The following is a 22,559-nucleotide window of genomic DNA, read 5'->3' on the forward strand; positions in this document are numbered from 1 at the left end:
ACGCAATGATGCGTGAGGAACTTGCAACCCGGGAGGAACTGGAATGCGTAAGTTTTTGATGAGTACGGCAGCTGTGGCGGCACTGTTTGCCGCGCCGATGCCGCTGGCACATGCCGAAGACAGCGTCGAAGTGCTGCACTGGTGGACGTCGGGCGGTGAAGCAGCCGCACTCGACGTGCTGAAGAAGAACCTGGAAGGCCAGGGCGTGACCTGGAAAGACATGCCGGTTGCCGGCGGCGGCGGCGAAGCGGCGATGACCGCGCTGCGCGCCCGCGTCACCGCAGGCGATCCGCCCACCGCCGTGCAGGCGCTCGGCTTCGACATCACCGACTGGGCCAACCAGGGCGTCGTCGGCGATCTCGGCGAAGTCGCCGACAAGGAAGGCTGGGACAAGGTCATTCCAGCAGCACTGCAGGGCTTTGCCAAGCATGACGGCAAGTGGATCGCCGCACCTGTCAACGTGCACTCGACCAACTGGGTCTGGATCTCCAAGAAGGCGCTCGATGCTGCTGGCGGCAAGGCACCGGAGACCTGGGACGAACTGGTCGCGGTTCTCGACAAGATGCAGGCCAACGGCATCACCCCGCTCGGCCATGGCGGCCAGGCCTGGCAGGACGCGACCATCTTCGACGCAGTCGTGCTTTCGCTCGGCACCGACTTCTACAAGTCGTCGATGATCGATCTCGACCCGGCAGCACTGGGCGGCGACAAGATGGTCGAAGCCTTCGACCGCATGGCCAAGCTCAAGACCTATGTCGACAAGGACTTCTCCGGCCGCGACTGGAACCTTGCTTCGGCGATGGTCATCGAGGGCAAGGCCGGCATGCAGATGATGGGCGACTGGGCCAAGGGCGAGTTCCTCAAGGCCGGCCAGAAGCCGGGCACCGACTTCGTGTGCATCCGCTTCCCCGGCACGCAGGGTGCGGTGACCTTCAACTCCGACATGTTCATGATGTTCAAGGTCGGCGACGACAAGAAGAAGGCCCAGATGCAGATGGCCACCGATATCGAGGATCCGGCGTTCCAGTCCTCGTTCAACGTGGTCAAGGGTTCGGTCCCGGCGCGCACCGACGTGCCTGATACCGCCTTCGACGATTGCGGCAAAAAGGGCATCAAGGACCTGGCGGAAGCCAGCACCAGCGGCAAGCTGTTCGGTTCGATGGCCCATGGCTATGCCGCGCCGGCGGCCGTGAAGAACGCGCTCTATGACGTGGTGACACGTCACTTCAACGGCGAGATCGACTCCAAGGCCGCCGCCAAGGCGCTGGTCGAGGCAGTCGCTGCCGCCAAGGGGTGAGACGCCGGTTTGCGCAGCAAATCCATCGTGCCGGTGGCACGATGGAAGGCGGCGAACGCCGGGGAGCTGCATAGCAGGGGGGCCACGGCAGGCCCTTCACTGAACATCGTGCCCCGGCTCCGGCCGGGGCACCCCGTTACCTGACAACCCCAGAGGCTGAACACATGGCCGACCTCACGACGACCGCACCCCGCGCGGTAACGAACCCGCGCGCGACGCTGCAGGACCTTCTGCCGAAGCTCGTGCTGGCGCCGAGCTTCGCGGTGATCCTCATCTTCGTTTACGGCTTCATCATCTTCACGGCCTTCCTGTCGTTTTCCGGCTCGAAGCTGTTGCCCGATTTTTCGACCTGGGTCGGCTTCGGCAACTATGTCAGGCTGTTCAATCATCCCAACTGGATCACCGCGCTGAAGAACCTCGCGATCTTCTCGGTGCTCTACATCGTCATCTGCAGTTTCATCGGCCTGGCGCTGGCGATCTTCCTCGACCAGAAGATCCGCGGCGAGGGCGTGCTGCGGCCGATCTATCTCTACCCGATGGCGCTGTCCTTCATCGTCACCGGCGTCGCCTGGAAATGGTTCCTCGATCCCGGCATCGGCCTCGAGCATGTGATGCAGTCCTGGGGATGGGGGAGCTTCTCGTTCCGCTGGATCAAGGAAGGCCAGATGGCGATCTACACCATCGTGATTGCCGCGGTCTGGCAGTCGTCGGGCTTCGTCATGGCGATGTTTCTCGCCGGCCTGCGCGGCGTCGACAACGAGATCATCAAGGCGGCCCAGATCGACGGCGCCTCGACGCTGACGATCTATCGCCGGATCATCATCCCGCTGATGCGCCCGGTGTTCCTGTCGGCCTTCGTCGTGCTCGCCCACCTTGCCATCAAGTCCTACGACCTTGTCGTGGCGATGACCGACGGCGGGCCTGGCACCGCGACCTGGACGCCGGCGCTGTTCATGCAGAAATTCACCTTCGGCCGCAACGAAATGGGCATGGGCGCCGCCTCGGCGATCATCATGATGATGATGATCTTCACCATCATCGTGCCTTATCTCTACTCCGAGCTCGGGGGGAAGAAGAAATGAGCTCCCAGGACGTCGCCACCCGCAACAGCATCTTCACCCGCGCCATCATCTATGTCGTGCTGATCCTGTTTGCGATCTACTACCTGCTGCCGCTCTACGTCATGGTGGTCAATTCGCTGAAGCCGCTCGACGAGATCCGCCAAGGCAACATGCTGGCGCTGCCGCAGCAATGGACGATAGCGCCATGGCTGTCGGCCTGGTCGACGGCGCAGATCGGCGTGCAGCCGGTTGGGCTGAAGCCCTACTTCATCAATTCGATGATGATGGTGGTGCCCGCGGTCGCCATTTCGACCATGCTCGGCGCGCTCAACGGCTATGTGCTGACCAAGTGGCGCTTCAAGGGCGACAGCATCGTCTTCGGCCTGATGCTGCTGGCCTGCTTCATCCCGTTCCAGATCGTGCTGATCCCATCGGCGCGCATCCTCGGCATGACCGGACTTGCCGGAACCATCACCGGCCTGGTGCTGATCCACGCCATCTATGGCCTTGGCTTCACCACGCTGTTCTTCCGCAACTATTACGAGGCGTTCCCGACCGAACTGATCCGGGCAGCGCAGATCGACGGCGCCAGCTTCTTCCAGATCTTCCGGCGTATCCTGTTGCCGTCGTCGGGGCCGATCATCGTCGTCACCGTCATCTGGCAGTTCACCAATATCTGGAACGACTTCCTGTTCGGCTCGTCGTTTTCGGGCTTCAATTCGATCCCGCTGACGGTGGCGCTGAACAACCTCGTCAACTCGTCGACCGGCGTGAAGGAATACAACGTGCATTTCGCCGGCGCGATCCTCGCCGCGCTGCCCACCCTCATCGTCTACATCGTCTCCGGACGCTATTTCGTGCGCGGCCTGATGGCCGGCGCGGTCAAGGGGTAAGCCCATGTCGTTTCTCAAGATCAGCAATCTCTACAAGAACTACGGCCAGGTGGAGATCCTCAAGGACATCAACATCGAGATCGACAAGGGCGGTTTCCTGGTGCTCGTCGGCCCGTCGGGCTGTGGCAAGTCCACGCTGCTCAACACCATAGCCGGGCTTGAGCCGATCACCTCGGGCGAGATCTCCATCAACGGCAATTCGGTGGCCGGGCTGCATCCGTCCAAGCGCGACATCGCCATGGTGTTCCAGTCCTACGCGCTGTACCCGAATATGACGGTGGCCGGGAACATTGCGTTTGGCATGGAAATCCGCGGCGTGCCCAAGGACGAGCGCGAAAAGGCGATCAAGCAGGTGTCCGACATCCTGCAGATCGGCCACCTGCTCGACCGCAAGCCGAGCCAGCTATCCGGCGGCCAGCGCCAGCGTGTTGCCATGGGCCGGGCGCTGGTGCGCAATCCGCAGGTCTTCTTGTTCGACGAGCCGCTGTCCAACCTCGACGCCAAGCTGCGCGTCGACATGCGCACCGAGATCAAGCGCCTGCACCAGCGCATGAAGACGACCATCGTCTATGTCACCCACGACCAGATCGAAGCGATGACGCTGGCCTCCAAGATCGCCGTGCTCAAGGATGGCATCCTGCAGCAGTTCGGCACGCCGGCCGAGATCTACAACAGCCCGGCCAACATGTTCGTCGCCGACTTCATGGGCTCGCCGGCGATGAACCTGTTGACCGCGCGTCTCGAAAGCGGCGAAGGCGGGCTCAACGTCGTGCTCGAAAGGCCGGGCGAGAAGCCGCTGGCGCTGCCGATCAAGAATGCCAACGGTGCACTCGGTGTCTATTCGGGCAAGGAGATCATCTTCGGTGTCCGTCCCGAAGCACTGACCGACCCGGATGGTGCCGACCGCAACGCCAAGTCGATCGCCGAGGGCGAATGCCTGATCGAGGTGGTCGAGCCGGCGGGGTCCGACACCTTCGCGGTGACCAAGCTCGGCGGCAAGGAAGTGGTGGCGCGGCTGCGGGCCGACGCGGCCATCCATGCCGGACAGAAGACGAAGCTTGCCTTCAATCTCGACAAGGCGGTGTTCTTCGATCCCAAGAGCCAGCTGCGTATCGCCTGACATGCCCGAACAGCCTGACATCGTCATCATCGGTTCGGGTGTCGGCGGCGCGACCGTCGCTGCCGGCCTAGCTGCGACCGGTGCTGAAATCCTGATCCTGGAGACAGGCGGCCATATCGAGGACCGACCTGAAAATCGCGACCAGCGCGCCATCTTCCAGCGCGGCCATTTCCGGCCTGACGAGACCTGGTACGAGGCCGACGGCACCGGCTTCAACCCGGGCAATTATTACAATGTCGGCGGCAACTCCAAATTCTATGGCGCGGTGCTGACGCGCTATCGCCGCGAGGATTTTGCCGAGATGCAGCATCTCGACGGCGTGTCGCCGGCATGGCCGATTGCCTATGACGAACTGGAGCCGTGGTACGGGCTTGCCGAGGAGCTCTACCAGGTGCGTGGCGCGCTGGGCGAAGACCCGACCGAGCCGGCGCATTCGAAGCCTTATGGCTTGAAGCCGGTGGCCGATGAGCCGGCGATCGCGAAAGTGCGGATGCGGCTCAAGGCCAAGGGCGTGCATCCTTTTTCGCTGCCGCTGGGGGTCGACATCGAGCGCTGGCTGGCCAAGGGCAAGACGCCGTGGGATGCGCACCCCAACAGCTTCGACGGCAAGATGGACGCCGAGACGGCAGCACTTGCGGCGGCGCTCAGGCATGGCAACGTCAAGCTGCAGACCGGTTCGCGCGTGACGCGGCTGGAGACCGGCGCGGACGGCCGCACCATCGTTGCGGTACACTATGTCAGCAACGGCGAGGCTGCAGTGCTGAAGCCGAAGCTGGTGATCCTGTCGGCGGGCGCGGTGCAGTCGGCGGTGCTTCTGCTGCGCTCGGCCAATGACAGCAATCCCAACGGCCTCGCCAACAGCTCCGACCAGGTCGGCCGCAACTTCATGAACCACAACTCGACGGCGGTCATCGCCATGAGCCCATGGTTCCGCAACGACTCGGTCTACCAGAAGACATTCGGCTTCAACGATTTCTACCTTGACGATGGTGAAGGTGGCCCGCCGCTCGGCAACGTGCAACTGCTCGGGCGCATCTCGGGAACCATCCTGAAGGGTGCTATGCCTTCGGTGCCGGAATGGCTGCTCAACCTGACGACGGCGCATTCGATCGATTTCTATGCGATGAGCGAAGACCTGCCGTCGCCGGAAAGCCGCGTCATGGTCGACGGCGAGCGCATCGTGCTGAAGTGGGTGCGCAGCAACTGGCAGGCGCATCAGCGGCTGGTGGCCAAGCTCAAGCAGGTGCTGCGCAGCGCTGGGTTTCCGCTGGTGGTGTCGCGCGCGTTCGACAAGCGCACGCCCTCGCACCAGTGCGGCACGGTGCGGATGGGCAACGACCCCAAGGAGGCGCCGCTCGACCTCTGGTGCCGGGCCTTCGATCATCCCAACCTGTTCGTCGTCGACGCCTCCTTCCTGCCGACCTCGGCTGCGGTCAACCCGGCGCTGACCATCGCGGCGCAGGCGCTGCGGGTCGCTCACCACATCGCGAACAAGGATCTGGCGGCATGAACGGGCAGGCGAAACCCGTGGCGCTGGTAACCGGCGCGCGCCGCGGCATCGGCCTTGCGGTGGCCGAGGCGCTGGCCAGGGCTGGCTTCGACCTTGCGATCACAGACCGGGAAGCAGACGCGTCCTCGGATGAAGCGGTCTCGGGCCTGGAAAAACATGGCGCGCGCGTGCTGTTCGTTGCCGCCGACCTTGCCGATCTCGACGGCCACGCCGCAACGGTCGAGACGATCGTCGGGCACTTCGGGCGGATCGACTGCTTGGTCAACAATGCCGGCATCGCTTCCAAGGTGCGTGGCGACTTCCTCGAGCTCACGCCCGAGAATTTCAATGCCATCATGGCGGTCAATCTGCGCGGCACCGTGTTCTTCACTCAGGCTGTCTTGCGCGCCATGCTGGTCATGAAGCCGACGTTGCATCCGCGCTCGGTGATCAACATTACCTCGATCTCGGCCGAGATGAGCTCGCCCGACCGGCTCGACTACTGCATGTCAAAAGCGGGGCTTGCCGCCTTTACGCAAGGGCTGACGCTACGACTCGCCGGCACCGGCATCGACGTGTTCGAGATCCGGCCCGGCATCATCCGTTCCGACATGACAGCGAAAGTTTCGGAAAAATACGACCGGCTGATCGCCGAGGGGCTTGTGCCGGTCAGGCGCTGGGGCGAGCCCGACGACATCGGCCGCATCGCAGCGGCACTTGCCGGCGGCAGCTTCGGCTTTGCCACCGGTTCCATCATCAGGGCTGACGGCGCGCTGTCGGTCGCGCGACTTTGAGATCAGAGATGACCTACGACTACATCATCACAGGTGCGGGGCCGGCCGGTTGCGTGCTCGCCAACCGGCTGAGCGAGGATTCGGATGTCCGCGTGCTTTTGCTCGAAGCCGGCGGCGGCGACTGGAACCCGCTGTTCCACATGCCGGCCGGCTTTGCCAAGATGACCAAGGGCGTGGCGAGCTGGGGCTGGGAAACCGTGCCGCAGAAGCACATGAAGAACCGGGTGCTGCGCTACACCCAGGCCAAGGTGATCGGCGGCGGCTCGAGCATCAATGCCCAGCTCTACACGCGCGGCAATGCCGCCGACTACGACCTGTGGGCGAGCGAAGACGGCTGCACTGGCTGGGACTACCGTTCGGTGCTGCCCTATTTCAAGCGCTCGGAGGATAACCAGCGTTTCGCCGATGACTACCACGGTTATGGCGGGCCGCTGGGTGTCTCCATGCCATCGGCGGCGTTGCCGATCTGCGACGCCTATATCCGTGCCGGCCAGGAACTGGGCATTCCCTACAACCACGACTTCAACGGCAAGCAGCAGGCCGGCGTCGGCTTCTACCAGCTGACCCAGCGCAACAAGCGCCGCTCGTCGGCCTCGATGGCCTATCTCGCGCCAATCAGGGACCGGCGCAACCTGACCGTCCGCCTGGGCGCGCGGGTGACCCGCATCGTCGTCGAAAAGGGCAGGGCGGTCGGTGTCGAGATCGCCAGCGGCAATGGCACCGAGATGATCCGCGCCGAGCGCGAAGTGCTTGTCACCTCGGGCGCGATCGGTTCGCCCAAGCTGCTGCTGCAGTCGGGCATCGGCGCGGCCGACCATCTGAAGAGCGTCGGCGTGCCTGTCGTCCACGACCTCAAGGGCGTCGGAGAAAACATGCAGGATCATCTCGACCTGTTCGTGATTTCCGAATGCACCGGCGATCACACCTACGACAATGTCGCCAAGCTGCACCGGACCCTGTGGGCTGGCCTGCAATATGTGCTGTTCCGCACCGGGCCGGTGACGTCGAGCCTCTTTGAGACAGGCGGCTTCTGGTATGCCGATCCAGATGCGCGCTCGCCCGACATCCAGTTCCATCTCGGGCTCGGCTCCGGCATCGAGGCTGGGGTCGCCAGGTTGAAGAATGCCGGCGTGACGCTGAATTCAGCCTATCTGCATCCACGCTCGCGCGGCACGGTGCGGCTCGCCTCCAGCGATCCGGCGGCGGCACCGCTGATCGACCCGAACTACTGGGCCGATCCGCACGACCGCAAGATGTCGATCGAAGGCCTGAGGATCGCGCGCGAGATCATGCAGCAGGCAGCGCTCAAGCCCTTCGTGCTGGCCGAGCGCTTGCCGGGCCCAAGCAAGATCTCGGACGACGACCTGTTCGACTATGGCTGCGCCAACGCCAAGACCGACCATCACCCTGTCGGCACCTGCAAGATGGGCAGCGACGAGATGGCGGTGGTCGGGCTCGACCTCAAGGTGCACGGCATCGAGCGCCTGCGTGTCTGCGACAGTTCGGTGATGCCGCGCGTGCCTTCCTGCAATACCAACGGTCCGACGATCATGATGGGCGAAAAGGGCGCCGACATCATCCGCAACCGCGAGCCGCTGCCGCCCGCGATCTTCACCCACGAGCGCAACGATATCAGGCCAAGGGCGCGCGCCGAGGTGAGTTAGCCGGGCAAACGAAAGGCCACGGGCGCATGGCGCGCCCGTGGCCTGAACTATTTTGAGAGGCAATCCGTTATGGATTGACGAGGACGCTCGACACCTTGGTGCTGTCGCTCTTGTCCATCTCAATCGTAACCTTGGCGCCAGGCTTCACCTCAGGCGGAACCGCGAGATCGGTGGGAATGGTGAAGCTGGTGCCATCTTCAAGCATGAGGACATGCGTTTCCGCGTTGTATTCCTTGACGACGCCTTCGGCAGCGAAGGCGGGGAACAGCATGAAGCTTGCGGCGGCTACGGCGAGAATGAATCTTTTCATCAAAGTGCTCCTTGGCGTTTGGCAAAATGCCCAGTTTCTGCAGGGATTTGCTCCACCCCAGGGTAGCTAAACCCCCGGCGCGAGGATCGGTTCCGGTAACAGCTGCGAATTCATCGTGCCTGCGATTGATCGGGTCACCGTTGCCTTAGACCGCGAAAGTCGTTGTCGAATGTTCACAGAGCCTTTGACGCCTGCCCGGCGCCACTGCCGAAGTGTGTTGAAACATATGATGCTCTCCAGGCAGGCGTGCTCGTCAGTCCGCCGCCGCGTGACAAGCGACGTTGGCACCGCTGGCCGAACGCTTCAGTTCCGGCCGCACCTTGGAGCAGATGTCCATCGCCAGCGGGCAGCGCGGATGGAAGGTGCAGCCGCTCGGCGGATTGAGCGGGCTCGGAATGTCGCCGCCCAGAGGTGCGCGGTCGCGCTTCGGCGCTTCGAGGTCGGGCACGGTTTCGAGCAGCAGCCTGGTGTAGGGATGCTGCGGGTTTTCGAGGATGACCTCGCCTGGTCCTTCCTCGACGAGGCGGCCGAGATACATCACGCCGATGCGGTCGGTGAGGAAACGCACCACCGACAGATTGTGGCTGATGAACAGGTAGGTCAGACCCAGCTTCTGCTGCAGGTCCTTGAGCAGGTTGAGCACCTGCGCCTGCACCGACACGTCGAGTGCCGAGGTCGGTTCGTCGAGCAGCAGCAATTCGGCTTCGGCGGCAAGCGCGCGGGCAATGGAAATACGCTGCCTTTGGCCGCCTGAGAATTCGTGCGGATATTTGTCGGCGTCGACGGGCGATAGCCCGACAGTGACCAGCAACTCGGCGATGCGCTTGCGCCGCTCGGCACGGGTGAGCTTCTGCGCCATCGGCTCGGCGATGCTCTGGCCGATGCGCCAACGCGGGTTGAGACTACCGACCGGGTCCTGGAACACCATCTGCAGCCGGACACGCTTGCCATCCGGCTTGCGGATCTCGACCGACCCGCCGGTGGGTTTTTCCAGCCCGGCAACAAGGCGCGCCACCGTCGACTTGCCGCAGCCGGATTCGCCGACCAGCGAGAAGGTGGTGCCGGGGCGGATGGCGAAACTGACCCCGTCGACCGCCTTGACACTGCGGCGCGGTGCCCCGGTCACCAGCCGCTGCAGGAACGGTGCGGAGACGTCGAAGGTGCGGCCGAGATTGGCAACCTTGAGCAGGGGCAGTTCGGCAACGATTGCGTTCATGCTTCGCCACCGTCGATCCACGTCCCGTCACTCGCAACGATCCGGCCGCGCTTGACGACAAGTGCGCGCTTGGGCCGGTCGACGACGATCTGCGCCAGGTTCTCGCCTTCGATCAGCACCAGGCTGCCGTCGCAGCCGACGTCCAGACCATGGCCGTCGAGGTCAAGCAGGTCGGCGCCGCGCCTGGTGCCCATGTCGAGGGCAGCGGTCAGCTCGGCGTCGGTGCGGCAGTTGCTGCGCCACGACAAAAGCCAGCAGCGTTCGAGCATGTCGCCATTGCCGTGCGGGTTCCAGGTGTCGCGCAGCGAGTCGGAGGCGACCGCGCAGCGGACGCCATGTTCGGCGAGCTCGAACATCGGCGGGAAGGGGATGTCGCCCGGAACCGCCGAGATGATGCCGATGCCGGCTTCGGCGAGCAGGTCCATCATGCGGGCGAGCTCGTCGCGCGACGCCGTGCCGAGGCAGAAGGCGTGGCTGACGATGACCTTGTCCTGCATGCCAAGCGCCTTGGCGCGTTCGGCGATCAGGCCGAGCTCGTAAAGGCCGAGTTCGCCACGCTCATGCAGATGGATGTCGATCTTGGCCTGCTTGCGGTGGGCAATGTCGAAGATGGTGTCGAGATGACCCTTGGCATCGCCGTCGACACTGGCGGGATCGATGCCGCCGATAACAGAGGCACCTTCGTCGAGGGCGGCTTCCATCAGCTCGGCCGTGCCCGGCTCGATCAGCATCCCGAGCTGCGGGAAGGCGACGATCTCGAGGTCGACGGCGTGTTTGGTCTTTTCCCAGGCCGCCAGCACGCCATGCAGATTGTCGAGCTTGTATTCGGGCGAAATGTCGACATGGCTGCGGATATGGGTCGAGCCGTTGGCGACGCATTGGCGCATCAGGTTGCCGGCGCGCTCGGTGACCGACCAGGGCAAGCTGCGGCGGATCTCGACCTCGTTGTCGATCATCGCACGCAGCGAGTCGGGCACGTTGATGCCGTGCCAGGGCAGGCCCCACAGGATCTTGTCGAGGTGGACATGCGCTTCGACAAACGGTGCAATGGCGATCGCGCCCTTGCCGTCGACGACCTTGATGCCGTCGCGGGCGACGACATCGCTGCCGATGGCCGCGATGCGGCCATTCTCGATCAGGATGTTGCCGGCAGCCCCGGCGTCGGGGCGGACATTGGTGAGCAGAAGATCGGTCATGATGCGGTTCCGTGGTCTTAGCGGAGGCGAGGATTGAGGACGTCGCGAAGCCAGTCGCCGACGATGTTGACGGCCAGCACCAGAAGCACCAGTGCGGCACCGGGGAACAGCGAGATCCACCATTCGCCCGACAAGAGCAGGTCGTTGCCGGCGCGGATCAGGGTTCCGAGCGACGGCTGCGATGGCGGCATGCCGAGACCGAGGAAGGACAGGATCGCTTCGGTGAGAATGGCGACGCCGAGGCCAAGGGTGGCCAGCACCAGCACCGGGCCGATGGTGTTGGGCAGGATATGGGTGAGCAGGATGCGGACGCCGCCGACCTCGCTGATGCGGGCGGCCGCGACATAGTCCTTGCGGCGCTCGATCATGGTGGCGGCGCGCACGGTGCGGGCGAACTGCACCCAGTCGGCGACGCCGATGGCGAGGATGACGACGTAAAAGCGCATCTCCTCGCGCATGCCGATCGGCATGACGATCTTGGCGACGCCGTCGATGAAGAAGGCGATCATGATGGTCGGGAAGCTGAGCTGGATGTCGCCGAGCCGCATGATGACGGTGTCGACCCAGCCGCCGAGATAGCCGGCGATCAGGCCGAGTGCTACGCCGATGGTCATCGAGAAGGCGACGGCGGCGATGCCGACAAGGATCGACACCCGCATGCCGTAGAAGATGGTGGAGAGGATGTCGCGGCCCTGCTCGTCGGTGCCGAGCAGATAGGTCGAGGTGCCACCGTCGATCCACACCGGCGGCAGGCGGGCATCCATGATGTTGAGCGTTGCCGGGTCGAACGGATTGTGCGGGGCGATCAGGCTGGCGGCCGCGGCGCAGAACACCAGCACGACCAGCACGATCGCGGCGAAGATGACCGGCGGCGAGTTCCTGAATCGCCAGGCCAGCTCGCTGTTGCCGAAGGCTTTGAGTCTGAGGACAAGCTGGCTCATTTTGCACGCAACCTTGGATCAACCGCGAGATAGATCAAGTCGACGATCAGGTTGATCGTGACGAAGCTGAAGCCGACGAAGGCGAGATAGGCCGCCATGACAGGGAAGTCGGCGAATTCGATGGCTTGCAGGATCAGCATGCCCATGCCGGGCCACTGGAACACCGCCTCGACGACGATGGCGAAGGCGATCAGCGAGCCGATCTGCAGGCCGGTGATGGTGATGACCGGCAGCAGGCTGTTGCGCAGCGCGTGCGTCAGGTAGACGGCGCGGTCAGAGAGGCCGCGGGCGCGGGCGAACTTGACGAAATCGGTGCGCACCACCTCGAGCATCTCGCCGCGCACCAGCCGCATGATCATCGACACCTGGAACACGGCGAGCGTGATCGTCGGCATGATCAGCGCCTTGATGCCGGTTGCCGTGAGCAGGCCGGTCGTCCACCAGCCCAGGGTGACGACGTCGCCGCGGCCGAAGGCGGAGAGCCAGCGCAGTTCGACGGAAAAAACCAGGATCAGCAGCATGCCGATCAGGAACTGCGGCATCGAGATGCCGAGCAGCGACCCGAACTGCAGGCTGCGGCTAACAAGGCCGCGCGGCTTGAGCGCGGTGTAGACGCCCATCGGGATACCGACGGCAAGGGCGATGATGGTGGCGCAAAAGACCAGCTCCAGAGTCGCCGGCAGGCGGGCGAGGATCAGGTCGACGACAGGCTGGCGGTTGCGGTAGGAGACGCCGAAATCGCCGACCACGGCGCGTTCGACGAAGCGCCAGAACTGAACGAATGTCGACTGGTCGAGACCCAGTGCGACCCGCAGCTCCTCACGCTGGGCAAGCGTGGCGTTGACGCCGAGAATATTGTTCACCGGGTCGCCGAGGAAGTTGAAGATCGAAAACGAAAGGGCCGACACCACCAGCATCACGAGGATGACGCTGGTCAGTCGCGTGGCGAGCAAGGAAATCATCTCAGCCTCTGAAATGGAGAAGAGGCCGGGCGCTGATGCGCCCAGCCTCCGATCAATCGTCAGTCCATCGTGTAGTACCAGAACCGCGTATATTCGTCGGCCGGTACGATGGCGTGGACCTTGTCGCTCATGCCCCAGGTCAGGAACTGCTGGTGCAGCATGATCTTGCCGACCTCGTCGCGATGCAGCTTCATCACCTCCGAGATCATCTCCTGGCGCTTTTCCGCATCGTATTCGGTGCCGATCTGCGGGATCAGCTCATCGACCCGGGCGTTGGAATAACCCTTCGGGTTCCAGGCGCCGAGGTCGCCGGTTGGCGTATGGAAGGTCGCCGAGATGATGTTGTAGGCGTCGAGTGTCGGCAGGCCGGCCCAGCCGAGCATGTAGAAGGAATATTTGCCGGCCGGCAGTTCGGTGTCGAACTGCACGGGTGGGTGCATCGTCAGCTGCGCCTTGATGCCAACCTTGGCCAGCATGCCGACCGTTGCCTGGCAGATCTGCTCGTCATTGATGAACGAACCGGCCGGGCAATCCATCGGCAAGGTGAAGCCGTCGGCGTAGCCCGCTTCCTTGAGCAGCGCCTTTGACGCCTCGATATCAAAGGGGAAGCGAACGTCGAGGCTGGCGTCGTAGAATGGCAGCTGCGGCGCCATCATGATCGCCGACGGGCGGCTGTTGTCGCGCATGATCGAGCGCTTGATGCCGTCGATGTCGATGGCCTGGTAGATCGCCTTGCGCACGCGGACGTCGGCGAGCGGGTTGGAATCAAGGCCAGGCAAGGTCTTGGACTGCTGGTCCATGCCGTAGAAAATGTTGCGCAGATGCGGGGCGCGCATGATCTGCATGCCAGGCGTCGCTTCGATGCGCGCGACGTCCTGGGGCGGTGCGTTGCGGATGAAGTCGACTTCGCCGGAGAGCAGGGCTGCGACGCGCGTCGCATTGTTGGCGATCGGCGTGTAGACGATCTCGTCGATATTGTGCTCACGCTTGTCCCACCATTTGTCGTTGGCGACAAAGACGGTCTTCACGTCGGGCTCGCGGCTGGCGACCTTGAACGGCCCGGTGCCGATCCCTTGCGTGATCATGGCGCCGCCGGTGTTGGTCGACAGATCGAGCGGCTTTTGGGCACCGATCGATTCCTGGAACTCCTTGTCGAGGATGTACCAGCCGGCGAAATCATTGAGCAGCAGCGCGTATTTGCGCTTGAGCGTGATGTCGATGGTGTGGTCGTCGACCTTGGCGATCTCGGCGATCGGCTCGAGCAGGCCGGCGAAGGGCGAGCCAGGCGAGCCGGCGCGTTCGTAGGAGAATATCACATCGTCGGCGGTGAACGGGTTGCCGTTGTGGAACTCGACGCCCTTGCGCAGGTGGAAGCGCCATTTTGTGTCGGACAGCGTTTCCCAGCTTTCGGCCAATGCCGGCTCGATCTTGAGCTCCTTGTTCCAGCGGACAAGGCCTTCATAGACGTTGCCGATCAGGCTGAGCGTGAAGTCCTCGCGCGCCGCGTGAGGGTCCATCGAACTGATTTCCTGCGATTCAGCGAACCGCAGCGTCTTGGCTTCAGCCGTGCTGACGGCGAGGCCGGCGCACGAGGCGAGGAGAAGTAGTTTCAGATAACGGTTCATCGGCTGTTCCCACACAGTTCTTGATTGTTGGACGTTCGTTGTCTCGTTCAGGCGTCGGCAAGCCGATGGCCAGGGCGTCGGGCTTGCCGAAAGGCGCCGCGTCCATCGGGGTCGTGTGCTGGTTCAACAGGGCTGCGTGGCCGGCGTGCCAATTTCGAAACCGCGATCCTCTCATCCCCCGAGGTTCGGGGAATGCCCATTTCGATCCGTTCTGATCTCGAGCGTTTGTCACTGGAACCCAGCCTGTTGAGAGCCGACAGGAGGGATGATTTCACATCGAATACGCTTCGTCTACAGCGTTGTATGCGTAATATGGCATCAATTGTATACATAATGTGCCTGCAAAATGGGCAGTCACGCCAGGCCGGGTCGGGAGCATGGACAAGGCAGGACGAACGGCATTCGCCGCTGGCGAAGCCGGTTCGGGGGATCGCCGGCAAGGCGTCCACGCCCCACTGCGTAACGACAGCAACCACGTCGCCGCCGTGGCGGCTAAATCGCCGTGCCGCCCTGGTGGATGAAGCAGGCGGCGGATGTGCCGCCCGCATCGGCAAGCCTTGGCAGTTCGCTGCGGCAGCGATCACCGGCCCTGGGGCAGCGCGGATTGAAGGCGCAGCCATCCGGCCAGCTGCCGAGGCGCGGCATCGAACCGTCGATCTGGGCGAGGCGATCCGCCTTGCGGTTGAGCGAGGGGATCGAGGCCATCAGTCCCGCTGTATAGGGATGGCGCGGACGGTGGATGACCTCGTCGACCGGGCCGATTTCGACGACACGGCCGGCATACATCACTGCCACCCGGTCGGCGGTCTCGGCGATGACACCCATGTCGTGGGTGACAAGCATGATCGCCGTGCCGCGTGTTGCGGCAAGCCGTTTCAAAAGCCCGATGATCTGGGCCTGAACCGAGACGTCGAGTGCCGTTGTCGGCTCATCGGCGATGATCAGCTCAGGCTCGCCGGCGAGCGCCAGCGCGATGACGATGCGCTGGCGCATGCCACCCGAGAACTGGTGCGGATACTGGCCGAAACGGTTCTCCGGATCGGCGATGCCGACTTCGCGCAGCAGCTGCAGCGCTTTTGCGCGTGCCGTTTCGGCATTGCCGGGATGATGCGCGCGGATGGTTTCGGTGAGCTGGCGCCCGACGGTGAACAGCGGGTCGAGGCTGGTCAGCGGGTCCTGGAAGATCGCGCCGATATGGCGGCCGCGCAGCTTGCGCTGCTCGGACTGCGGCAGGTCGTCGATGCGCTGGCCGGAGAGATGGACAGTGCCAGCTGATATCCGGCCCGGCGGCTGCAAAAGCCCGATCAGGGCGCTGCCGGTCAGCGACTTGCCGGCGCCGGATTCGCCGACGACGCCGAGGATTTCGCCCTGGCCGATGCTGAAGGAGACATCGTCGACCGCGACAAGCGAACGGTGGCGCAGCGGAAACTCGATGCGCAGATTGTGTACATCCAGAACGGCTCCTGATAGCGCCGTCGGCCTGGGTTCACGAGCCAGTCCAGTCATTGCAACGCCGCCGTTCGTTCAAGGGTTGTGCCAAAGGAAAAGGCATGTTCCAAGCGGGAACCGTAGAGGATAGAATACATACCAAGTCCTCCCTATGCCCAATTCACCAGGATCGTGACATGCTACGCGAGCCCCGCGCTTCGAAGACCGCCGTTTCGCCGAGCCAGAGCGCCAAGACCAAGAAGCGCGGCGGCCCGACCGACGAGCATATTCACGGCGAAATCTATTCGGCGATCATCAATCACCAGATCCGGCCGGCAACGCCTTTGCAGGAGGACGCGCTGGCGACCGCCTTTGGCGTCAGCCGCACCATCATCCGCAAGGTGCTGCAGCGGCTGTCGCACGAGAAGCTGGTCGACCTGATCCCCAACAAGGGCGCCTTCGTCGCCAAGCCCTCGATCGAGGAGGCGCGGCAGGTGTTCGAGGCGCGGCGCGGGGTGGAATGTATCCTCGCGGAAAAGCTCGCCTCGACGATCACCAGGGAAGACGTCGATCGGCTGACGGCCATGGTGAGCGCCGAGGCGGAGGCAGTCGAGCAAGACAGCAAACAAAGGCGGCTGCAGCTCTCCGGGGATTTTCATCGTCAACTCGCCTCGCTTGCCGGAAACGAGGTGCTGCGCGACTTCGTCCACGAGCTGGTGTCGCGCACGTCTTTGATCATCGCGCTGTACTGAGTCGCCAGGTGCGGTGCCGTGCTCGTACAGCGAGCACAAGGAGATCGTGGACGCCCTGAAGCGGCGGGACGGCAAGAAAGCTGCGCAGTACATGGACCACCATCTCCGTCATATAGAGGCTCAGATCGACCTGTCCGACCACCCCGTGCGCGTCGACTTCAAGACGCTGTTCAAACCCTTGGGCTAACTGACCTTTCTCGTCATTTCGTCGCTTGCGAGACGCGTATCGGGCGCATAGCCGGCGAGCTTGCCGCGATAGGTCTTGGGCAGCGGATAGGCGAGGTCGCCGCGCTTGGACGTCTTCAGGCCCATGCCGACGATGGCCTCGGCAAATTTGACGCCGGCCACGACGCCGTCGATGACAGGCACCTGCAGCCGGTCTTCCAGATAATGCGCGAGATCAGCCATGCCGGCGCAGCCGAGCACGATGGCCTCCGAACGGTCTTCGGACAGCGCCCGTTCACACTCGGCCAGGATGATTGCGCGCGCATTCGATTCCGGCTTTTCAAGCTCGAGCACCGGCACATCGGTGGCGCGCACACGGCGGCAATGGTGCTGCATGCCGTAGTTGCGGACGAGCTGCTCGGCGATGATGCGGGTGCGTTCGAGCGTCGTCACCACCGAAAAGCCGGTGGCAACGAAGCTTGCCGCGTGCATCGCCGCCTCGGCAATGCCGAACACCGGCGCAGCGGTGATCTCGCGCGCCGCAAGCAGGCCGGGATCGCCAAAGCAGGCGATGATGTAGGCGTCGGCCGCCGGACCGTCCATGATCTCGTCGACCAGGCCGATGATGCTCATCGCCTCGTCGTAATGGCCTTCGATCGAGGCGGCCCCCGAGCGCGAGGTCACGGCCAGGATCTCGGTTCCCGGTGCTGCAACTGCCCGCGCCGCGTTGCCGATGAGGTCGGTCATCGACTGCGTGGTGTTGGGATTGATGAGCTTAATTCTCATGCGATCCTCTGAAGCCGGTGGCTCACCGTAGCGTGGGTAATCCCTAGCCTTAAATTGTATACTATCATATATTCGTATTGGATGTAATTCGCTGTTGTCAACACGGCATTCTGCGATTTTGCGGGACAGGCGATATCGAGCGCCGGCTATGGACTGACCCGATGGCGGCAGTTTGTGCGCCGATCAGCAAAATGCCGCGGTCGATGGGACAAGCATTTGAAGGATTTGGGATTTGCTGCGCTGCAGCGGGCTGCGGCCCAAGCCCAAGCAATGCACGGCTTTTCGGGGCAGCTAGCGCATCAAGAAGTCACGATAATTGTATACAGGTCTGGTTTCCCAGCTTCTGCCGAGAATAGGCTCAGAAACCACAGGCCAGGCATTCGAGGCCGTTCCTGTAGCGATATTCGGCTTTCCAGTAGTGCGGGTCGTTGACCGCAGCGTATTCGACCTCGGCCACTACAGCGTATTTCTTCTTGAACGGGCGCGCCAGCATGACGAACAGGCGGCAGTGCGGCGGCCAGTCGCCGACGGAGAGAATGCTGTTTCCCCTTGATAGCTCCGACATCAGGATTGCTTGCAATGGCGGCGCCATCTTGGGCAATTCGGGCATCATTGCGCTCCTGAGATGCGAGAGGAGGATGGCGGATATGTGCAATGCCCGACCGTAGAGGCCATTCGGAGGGCGGCCAAGCGCTTGATGCAGAGCATGACGGGCTTCAAGCTACTGCCGCGCAATCCATTGCCGCCCAATCTACTGCCGAAGCGCGCGGCCTCTCCTCGTCTCGCGGGGGAGTTCACCGAATTCATGCCGATACTCGGCGGCGAAGCGGCCGAAATGGCTAAAGCCCCATTTCAGCGCGACATCGGTGACGCTGGCTTCACTTGCCAGCAGATCGAAGCGGGCACGGCGCATGCGCTCGCGTGTCAGCGCGCGGATGGGCGAGATGCCGAAGGCGTTCCTGTAGGCCAGTTGCAGCGTCCTGGGGGCGACGCCGGCGGCTTCCGCGATCTCATGCAACCCGATGGGGGCCGCGACATTGGCGCGGATGAACTCCTCGGCGCGTTTCAGGTGACGCGGGGCTGCACCCGGCCTCTGCTCGTTGAAGAACAGGCTCATATTGTTGGGCTGGTAACGCAGGAACAGCTCCAGCAGGTGCTGCTCGTGCAGCACATTGTGCAAGCCCGAACCGGGCAAGGGCGTCCTGATTTCGGCGGCCCGGAACAGCGAGTTGGCCAGGCGGCGCCACGCCAACATCTCGGGCCTGGAAAAATCGATCAGCGGGTCGAAGATCAGCGGCCCCGATATGTCGCGGTCGAGCAGGCGCATGGCGAAGGCATGCAGCGGCGCCTTGCGGACCTGGACGAGCAGCTGGGCGCAGCCCTGCCACCATTTCATCCTTGTCGCCAGATCGGCATTGAGGACGGAGGCGATGCTGCGGTCGGTCAGGAATTCGTGCGTGCCGTTGCGGATGGTGGCCGCGCCCGAGATCGGCATCTGGATCAGGTAGAAGTCGCCAAGTTCGCCCGGATCGATCAGCACATCGGCGCCATAGCTGATGTAGTTCAGCGAGATCATCTCGCCGGGCACATGATTGTGCGTGACGCGAAAAGGTTTCCGATCACCGATGATATCAAGTCGGTGATTGCAAAACTTCTGGGCGACCCGCTCCCTGGCGCAGTCGAGATCGTTCGACTGAAACAAGACATGGTCTGAAAGCGGGACCCTTCGAACGGACGCCTCTTCCATCAGCATCCTGGCAGACTAGCATCGATCTACCTGCTGCCAATGAAAATGAGCGGCAGTACCTCTTGTCTGCAGCATTTTTGCGCTTTCTGGATAGTCATCGCGCATTCCGGCTAGTGCTTTGGCAATGTCCGCAGCAGTCTTTGCGGTGGAACAAATGAAAGGGTCGCCTCCGGCAGGCCCTTCGAAACAAAGGGAGCATCACATGAGCAATGAACTCGCCAAGGGCATCACGCGCCAAGGCACCGGCTATGCCGGCAAGACGTGGAACATCCTTGGGCAGGTCTATTTCCCGAAGGCGGTGTGCGATGCCACCTTCGCCTTCGAGACCAACAGCGAGCCGGGCCAGTTCGTGCCCGTGCACATCCATCCCAACCAGGAAGAGTTCATCCTGGTGCAGGAAGGCGAACTCGACCTCAAGCTCGACGGCGAATGGGTCAAGGCCAAGGCAGGCGACCTGGTGCGCATGCCCAGAGGCATTCCGCATGGCTACTTCAACAAGTCGGACAAGCCGACCAAGGCGCTGTTCTGGGTGTCGCCGGCAGGCATGCTCGAAGAGCTGTTCAACAAGCTCGACAACCTCGCCGATCCGGCTGAGGTGGTGAAGGTCTCGGCCCAGCACGAGGTCAACTTCCTGCCGCCGGAAGCCAACGACTAGCCTGCCAGCTACCACGTCGGAATCCACCTGACGCACGCGACATCGGTCGCGTGCGAAGGAAGGCCCGCGTCCTGGCAAACCAAGCCTATGTCCTGGCAAACAAGGAACAGCACAATGGTCGACAAGAAGAAAGTCTGCGTCATTGGCGCCGGCGTGAGCGGGCTTGCCGCAGCGCATGCCTTCAGGCAGCGCGGCCACGAGGTGGAAATCGTCGAACGCAGCAGCGATCTGGGCGGGGTCTGGGAACCAGCCCGTTCCTATCCCGATGTGCAGACGCAAAGCCCGAAGGATCTCTATCGCTACACTTCGATGGCTATGCCGGACGACTATCCGGAATGGCCGAAAAGGCACGCAGGTCCATGCCTATCTCAGGGCCTATGCCGAGCGGAACGGGCTTGCGCCGCTCATCCGCTACGGCACCAAGGTTGTTGCCATGCGGAGACGAGAGGGGGCGAAGGGGTGGAGCGTCGAGCTTGCCGATGGTGCGGGAAATACCGTCAGCCAGGACTTTGATTTCGTTGCCGTCTGCACCGGCAACTTCAGCGAAAAACGCGAACTCGTGCATCCGGGCCAGGATGATTTCACCGCCACCGGTGGCCAGGTGCTCCACTCGTCGGAATACACCGATCCCGCGACCGTGCGCGGCAAGCGCGTCGTCGTGCTCGGCTTTTCGAAGTCGGCGACCGACATCGCGGTCAACGCCGTCAATTCGGGCGCGGCCGCCGTCACCATCGTCTATCTCGAGCCGGTCTGGCGCATTCCCTATTTCATCGGCGGCCTGATCAATTTCAAGCGCATCCTCTATGTCCGCGCCCAGGAGGTGATGTTCCCGAACTGGGACCAGCCAGTGCTGGTGCGGCTCGGCCATGCGCTGGCCAAGCCGTTCGTCTGGGCCAACTGGCGGGCGCTGGAAAGCCTGCTGTCGCTCCAGCTCAAGCTCAAGAAGACCGGGCTGAGGCCAAAGGTGCCGATCGAGACCAGCATCAATTGCTCGGTGCCGATCGTCACGCCGGGGTTCTTCGACATGGTCGCCGACGGGCGCATCAAGGCGATCCAGGGCACCATCGCCGCCTACGAGCAGGGCACGGTGATCCTGTCGGGCGGCGAGCGGGTGGCGGCCGACATGGCCATTCTCGCGGTTGGCTGGAAGTCCGGCGTGCCGTTCCTGCCGCAGGAATACCAGCGCAAGCTTGTCGAGCCCGACGGGCAGTACCGGCTCTATCGCGTCATCGCCAATCCTGATTTGCCCGACATGGGTTTCGTCGGCTTCAACTCGTCATTCTGCACGGTGCTGAGTGCCGAGCTCGCCGCCAACTGGCTGGTGCGTTATGCCGACGGCAAGCTGGGGCGCCAGCCGACGCGCCAGGAGATGACTGACAACATCGAGATGATGCTGCGCTGGAAGCGCACCGAGCGCCCCGCCGCCGGCGTCTATGGCGGGCTGTGCGTCGCGCCCTATCATTTCAAGCATTTCGACGAGCTTTTGGCCGACATCGGGGCAACGAAACGGCGACGCAATCCCTTAGCCGAGAATTTCGCGCCGCCAAATGCCGATGCCTATGCGGGCTATCTCAACAGCGCGCCTGACTATCGCGCGGCGTGAGGCCAGGCGGCGACAAGAACCACGACGTGCCCGGTGTTCGTTGGGCGCCGACGGATTTTGTCTTGCGATATCAGGGAGTTCGGATGGTGGGCGTGACAGGGATTGAACCTGTGACCCCTGCAATGTCAATGCAGTGCTCTCCCGCTGAGCTACACGCCCATCCGATGGGGGCGGATACACCATTTTTGATCCGGCGCGTCAATAGCGTGTTTGGCGGAAAAATGCGCCGGATCATCAATTCCCTTGGCGGCGCCATGAATTCCCTTGGCGACGCTAGGTAACGCCTATGCGGCGTGGAGCATCTTCTCGACCTCATTGACGAGATCGCGCAGATGGAAGGGTTTCGACAGCACTTTCGCGTCGCGTGGTGCCTTCGAATCAGGGTTCAGCGCCACCGCCGCAAAGCCGGTGATGAACATCACCTTGAGATCGGGGTCGATCTCGGTGGCGCGGCGCGCCAGCTCGATGCCGTCCATCTCCGGCATGACGATGTCGGTCAGGAGCAGCGAAAAAGGTTCCTCGCGCAGACGCTCGTAAGCGCTTGCGCCATTGTCGAAGTCGCTTACCTGGTACCCGGCGCGTTCCAGCGCCTTGACCAGGAAGCGGCGCATATCGTCGTCGTCTTCTGCCAGAAGAATGCGTGCCATCAGTATCCCGTCCGAATCAGCGGTCGAAGCCGCCCCCCAGCAGGGGCTTCGTTAACCATCTTGTATATGAGTCCGCGACGGTAAACATCAAGTGAATGCCGGACCCGCCACGTGAGGCAAAGGCACGGCAATGGCCGATTTTCCACAGTGCGAACTGCTGGACAGCGGCGGCGGCAGGTGGCACTTATCTGCTGATGAGTGAGTGCAT

The 22,559-nt window shown here is 63.1% G+C and carries 21 protein-coding genes, 1 tRNA gene and 1 pseudogene; 11 read left to right on the plus strand and 12 right to left on the minus strand.

From position 1 onward, the window contains the following. The first annotated feature begins 43 nt into the window (after positions 1 to 43). The 7 genes from ACHMW7_RS10720 (at position 44) to ACHMW7_RS10750 (ending at position 8,318) form a co-directional block, all read left to right on the plus strand. Positions 44 to 1,297 (plus strand): ABC transporter substrate-binding protein, encoded by a 1,254-nt coding sequence (locus ACHMW7_RS10720; protein WP_395450223.1) that lies wholly within the window; start codon positions 44 to 46, stop codon positions 1,295 to 1,297. A 164-nt stretch (positions 1,298 to 1,461) separates the two neighbouring features. Continuing rightward, entirely contained in the window at positions 1,462 to 2,379 is a 918-nt protein-coding gene (locus ACHMW7_RS10725; protein ID WP_395450224.1) for a carbohydrate ABC transporter permease, read from the plus strand. Beyond that, positions 2,376 to 3,251: a carbohydrate ABC transporter permease gene (locus ACHMW7_RS10730; RefSeq protein WP_395450225.1), complete on the plus strand. Its 876-nt coding sequence runs from the start codon at positions 2,376 to 2,378 to the stop codon at positions 3,249 to 3,251. Before ACHMW7_RS10725 ends, ACHMW7_RS10730 begins: the two co-directional genes overlap by 4 nt. Positions 3,252 to 3,255: 4 nt before the next feature. Then, positions 3,256 to 4,371: an ABC transporter ATP-binding protein gene (locus tag ACHMW7_RS10735; protein WP_395450226.1), complete on the plus strand. Its 1,116-nt coding sequence runs from the start codon at positions 3,256 to 3,258 to the stop codon at positions 4,369 to 4,371. Between the two features lies 1 nt (position 4,372). Then, the gene (locus tag ACHMW7_RS10740; protein ID WP_395450227.1) at positions 4,373 to 5,881 is read left to right on the plus strand and encodes a GMC oxidoreductase; all 1,509 of its coding nucleotides are present in this window, start codon (positions 4,373 to 4,375) and stop codon (positions 5,879 to 5,881) included. Then, positions 5,878 to 6,654 carry a 3-ketoacyl-ACP reductase gene (locus ACHMW7_RS10745; protein WP_395450228.1) on the plus strand — a complete coding sequence of 259 codons (777 nt, stop codon included), beginning with the start codon at positions 5,878 to 5,880 and terminating at the stop codon, positions 6,652 to 6,654. The genes ACHMW7_RS10740 and ACHMW7_RS10745 overlap by 4 nt, the downstream gene beginning before the upstream one ends. Before the next feature lie 8 nt (positions 6,655 to 6,662). Beyond that, complete coding sequence (locus ACHMW7_RS10750; RefSeq protein WP_395450229.1) at positions 6,663 to 8,318, plus strand: GMC family oxidoreductase; 1,656 nt, start codon at positions 6,663 to 6,665, stop codon at positions 8,316 to 8,318. 67 nt (positions 8,319 to 8,385) lie between these two features. Here the strand turns inward: ACHMW7_RS10750 and ACHMW7_RS10755 are convergent, their stop codons facing one another. From ACHMW7_RS10755 to ACHMW7_RS10785, 7 genes are all read right to left on the minus strand, one after another. Continuing rightward, a complete protein-coding gene (locus ACHMW7_RS10755; protein WP_395450230.1) occupies positions 8,386 to 8,628 on the minus strand; it encodes a DUF1344 domain-containing protein in 243 nt (80 codons plus the stop codon). 253 nt (positions 8,629 to 8,881) lie between these two features. After that, complete coding sequence (locus tag ACHMW7_RS10760) at positions 8,882 to 9,844, minus strand: ABC transporter ATP-binding protein (protein ID WP_395450231.1); 963 nt, start codon at positions 9,842 to 9,844, stop codon at positions 8,882 to 8,884. After that, positions 9,841 to 11,040: an amidohydrolase family protein gene (locus ACHMW7_RS10765; protein WP_395450232.1), complete on the minus strand. Its 1,200-nt coding sequence runs from the start codon at positions 11,038 to 11,040 to the stop codon at positions 9,841 to 9,843. The genes ACHMW7_RS10760 and ACHMW7_RS10765 overlap by 4 nt, the downstream gene beginning before the upstream one ends. Before the next feature lie 17 nt (positions 11,041 to 11,057). Next, on the minus strand, positions 11,058 to 11,981 hold the full coding sequence (locus ACHMW7_RS10770; protein ID WP_395450233.1) for an ABC transporter permease: 924 nt from the start codon (positions 11,979 to 11,981) through the stop codon (positions 11,058 to 11,060). Further along, positions 11,978 to 12,943 (minus strand): ABC transporter permease, encoded by a 966-nt coding sequence (locus ACHMW7_RS10775; RefSeq protein ID WP_395450234.1) that lies wholly within the window; start codon positions 12,941 to 12,943, stop codon positions 11,978 to 11,980. Before ACHMW7_RS10775 ends, ACHMW7_RS10770 begins: the two co-directional genes overlap by 4 nt. A 59-nt stretch (positions 12,944 to 13,002) precedes the next feature. Further along, positions 13,003 to 14,568 carry an ABC transporter substrate-binding protein gene (locus ACHMW7_RS10780; RefSeq protein WP_395450235.1) on the minus strand — a complete coding sequence of 522 codons (1,566 nt, stop codon included), beginning with the start codon at positions 14,566 to 14,568 and terminating at the stop codon, positions 13,003 to 13,005. Positions 14,569 to 15,060: 492 nt separating this feature from the next. Next, the gene (locus ACHMW7_RS10785) at positions 15,061 to 16,074 is read right to left on the minus strand and encodes an ABC transporter ATP-binding protein (protein ID WP_395450236.1); all 1,014 of its coding nucleotides are present in this window, start codon (positions 16,072 to 16,074) and stop codon (positions 15,061 to 15,063) included. Between the two features lie 119 nt (positions 16,075 to 16,193). On the opposite strand from ACHMW7_RS10785, the gene ACHMW7_RS10790 reads away from it, so the two are divergent. Together ACHMW7_RS10790 and ACHMW7_RS10795 are read left to right on the plus strand one after the other, a co-directional pair. Further along, positions 16,194 to 16,748, plus strand: a complete 555-nt coding sequence (locus tag ACHMW7_RS10790) for a GntR family transcriptional regulator (protein ID WP_395450237.1) — start codon at positions 16,194 to 16,196, stop codon at positions 16,746 to 16,748. 46 nt (positions 16,749 to 16,794) lie between these two features. After that, the gene (locus ACHMW7_RS10795; protein WP_395450238.1) at positions 16,795 to 16,935 is read left to right on the plus strand and encodes a hypothetical protein; all 141 of its coding nucleotides are present in this window, start codon (positions 16,795 to 16,797) and stop codon (positions 16,933 to 16,935) included. Here the strand turns inward: ACHMW7_RS10795 and ACHMW7_RS10800 are convergent. The 3 genes from ACHMW7_RS10800 to ACHMW7_RS10810 all read right to left on the minus strand — a co-directional run bounded on the left by ACHMW7_RS10800 (position 16,932) and on the right by ACHMW7_RS10810 (position 19,452). Then, a complete protein-coding gene (locus tag ACHMW7_RS10800) occupies positions 16,932 to 17,699 on the minus strand; it encodes an aspartate/glutamate racemase family protein (protein ID WP_395450239.1) in 768 nt (255 codons plus the stop codon). The two genes, ACHMW7_RS10795 and ACHMW7_RS10800, sit on opposite strands and share 4 nt — an antisense overlap. A 358-nt stretch (positions 17,700 to 18,057) precedes the next feature. Continuing rightward, entirely contained in the window at positions 18,058 to 18,309 is a 252-nt protein-coding gene (locus tag ACHMW7_RS10805) for a hypothetical protein (protein ID WP_395450240.1), read from the minus strand. 141 nt (positions 18,310 to 18,450) lie between these two features. Next, positions 18,451 to 19,452, minus strand: coding sequence for an AraC family transcriptional regulator (locus ACHMW7_RS10810; RefSeq protein ID WP_395450241.1), 1,002 nt, complete (start codon positions 19,450 to 19,452; stop codon positions 18,451 to 18,453). Positions 19,453 to 19,648: 196 nt separating this feature from the next. Here ACHMW7_RS10810 and ACHMW7_RS10815 point away from each other — a divergent pair, with 196 nt between their 5' ends. Then, the gene (locus ACHMW7_RS10815; protein ID WP_395450242.1) at positions 19,649 to 20,101 is read left to right on the plus strand and encodes a cupin domain-containing protein; all 453 of its coding nucleotides are present in this window, start codon (positions 19,649 to 19,651) and stop codon (positions 20,099 to 20,101) included. Positions 20,102 to 20,215: 114 nt separating this feature from the next. Beyond that, positions 20,216 to 21,704: pseudogene (locus tag ACHMW7_RS10820) on the plus strand (flavin-containing monooxygenase). Positions 21,705 to 21,788: 84 nt separating this feature from the next. Here ACHMW7_RS10820 and ACHMW7_RS10825 read toward each other — a convergent pair. Together ACHMW7_RS10825 and cpdR are read right to left on the minus strand one after the other, a co-directional pair. Beyond that, positions 21,789 to 21,863, minus strand: a tRNA-Val gene (locus ACHMW7_RS10825). A gap of 125 nt (positions 21,864 to 21,988) precedes the next feature. Further along, positions 21,989 to 22,351: a cell cycle two-component system response regulator CpdR gene (gene cpdR, locus ACHMW7_RS10830; protein WP_018429348.1), complete on the minus strand. Its 363-nt coding sequence runs from the start codon at positions 22,349 to 22,351 to the stop codon at positions 21,989 to 21,991. Positions 22,352 to 22,559 lie beyond the last annotated feature (208 nt).

The sequence above is a fragment of the Aminobacter sp. UC22_36 genome (assembly GCF_044056035.1).
GTDB lineage: Bacteria > Pseudomonadota > Alphaproteobacteria > Rhizobiales > Rhizobiaceae > Aminobacter.

What these genes read in the sequence shown, in the direction of transcription:
- ACHMW7_RS10720 (WP_395450223.1), top strand. Translation starts at nt 44, where the DNA reads ATGCGTAAGTTTTTGATGAGTACGGCAGCTGTGGCGGCACTGTTTGCC.
- ACHMW7_RS10725 (WP_395450224.1), top strand. Translation starts at nt 1,462, where the DNA reads ATGGCCGACCTCACGACGACCGCACCCCGCGCGGTAACGAACCCGCGC.
- ACHMW7_RS10730 (WP_395450225.1), top strand. Translation starts at nt 2,376, where the DNA reads ATGAGCTCCCAGGACGTCGCCACCCGCAACAGCATCTTCACCCGCGCC.
- ACHMW7_RS10735 (WP_395450226.1), top strand. Translation starts at nt 3,256, where the DNA reads ATGTCGTTTCTCAAGATCAGCAATCTCTACAAGAACTACGGCCAGGTG.
- ACHMW7_RS10740 (WP_395450227.1), top strand. Translation starts at nt 4,373, where the DNA reads ATGCCCGAACAGCCTGACATCGTCATCATCGGTTCGGGTGTCGGCGGC.
- ACHMW7_RS10745 (WP_395450228.1), top strand. Translation starts at nt 5,878, where the DNA reads ATGAACGGGCAGGCGAAACCCGTGGCGCTGGTAACCGGCGCGCGCCGC.
- ACHMW7_RS10750 (WP_395450229.1), top strand. Translation starts at nt 6,663, where the DNA reads ATGACCTACGACTACATCATCACAGGTGCGGGGCCGGCCGGTTGCGTG.
- ACHMW7_RS10755 (WP_395450230.1), bottom strand. Translation starts at nt 8,628, where the DNA reads ATGAAAAGATTCATTCTCGCCGTAGCCGCCGCAAGCTTCATGCTGTTC.
- ACHMW7_RS10760 (WP_395450231.1), bottom strand. Translation starts at nt 9,844, where the DNA reads ATGAACGCAATCGTTGCCGAACTGCCCCTGCTCAAGGTTGCCAATCTC.
- ACHMW7_RS10765 (WP_395450232.1), bottom strand. Translation starts at nt 11,040, where the DNA reads ATGACCGATCTTCTGCTCACCAATGTCCGCCCCGACGCCGGGGCTGCC.
- ACHMW7_RS10770 (WP_395450233.1), bottom strand. Translation starts at nt 11,981, where the DNA reads ATGAGCCAGCTTGTCCTCAGACTCAAAGCCTTCGGCAACAGCGAGCTG.
- ACHMW7_RS10775 (WP_395450234.1), bottom strand. Translation starts at nt 12,943, where the DNA reads ATGATTTCCTTGCTCGCCACGCGACTGACCAGCGTCATCCTCGTGATG.
- ACHMW7_RS10780 (WP_395450235.1), bottom strand. Translation starts at nt 14,568, where the DNA reads ATGAACCGTTATCTGAAACTACTTCTCCTCGCCTCGTGCGCCGGCCTC.
- ACHMW7_RS10785 (WP_395450236.1), bottom strand. Translation starts at nt 16,074, where the DNA reads ATGACTGGACTGGCTCGTGAACCCAGGCCGACGGCGCTATCAGGAGCC.
- ACHMW7_RS10790 (WP_395450237.1), top strand. Translation starts at nt 16,194, where the DNA reads ATGCTACGCGAGCCCCGCGCTTCGAAGACCGCCGTTTCGCCGAGCCAG.
- ACHMW7_RS10800 (WP_395450239.1), bottom strand. Translation starts at nt 17,699, where the DNA reads ATGAGAATTAAGCTCATCAATCCCAACACCACGCAGTCGATGACCGAC.
- ACHMW7_RS10805 (WP_395450240.1), bottom strand. Translation starts at nt 18,309, where the DNA reads ATGCCCGAATTGCCCAAGATGGCGCCGCCATTGCAAGCAATCCTGATG.
- ACHMW7_RS10810 (WP_395450241.1), bottom strand. Translation starts at nt 19,452, where the DNA reads ATGCTGATGGAAGAGGCGTCCGTTCGAAGGGTCCCGCTTTCAGACCAT.
- ACHMW7_RS10815 (WP_395450242.1), top strand. Translation starts at nt 19,649, where the DNA reads ATGAGCAATGAACTCGCCAAGGGCATCACGCGCCAAGGCACCGGCTAT.
- cpdR (WP_018429348.1), bottom strand. Translation starts at nt 22,351, where the DNA reads ATGGCACGCATTCTTCTGGCAGAAGACGACGACGATATGCGCCGCTTC.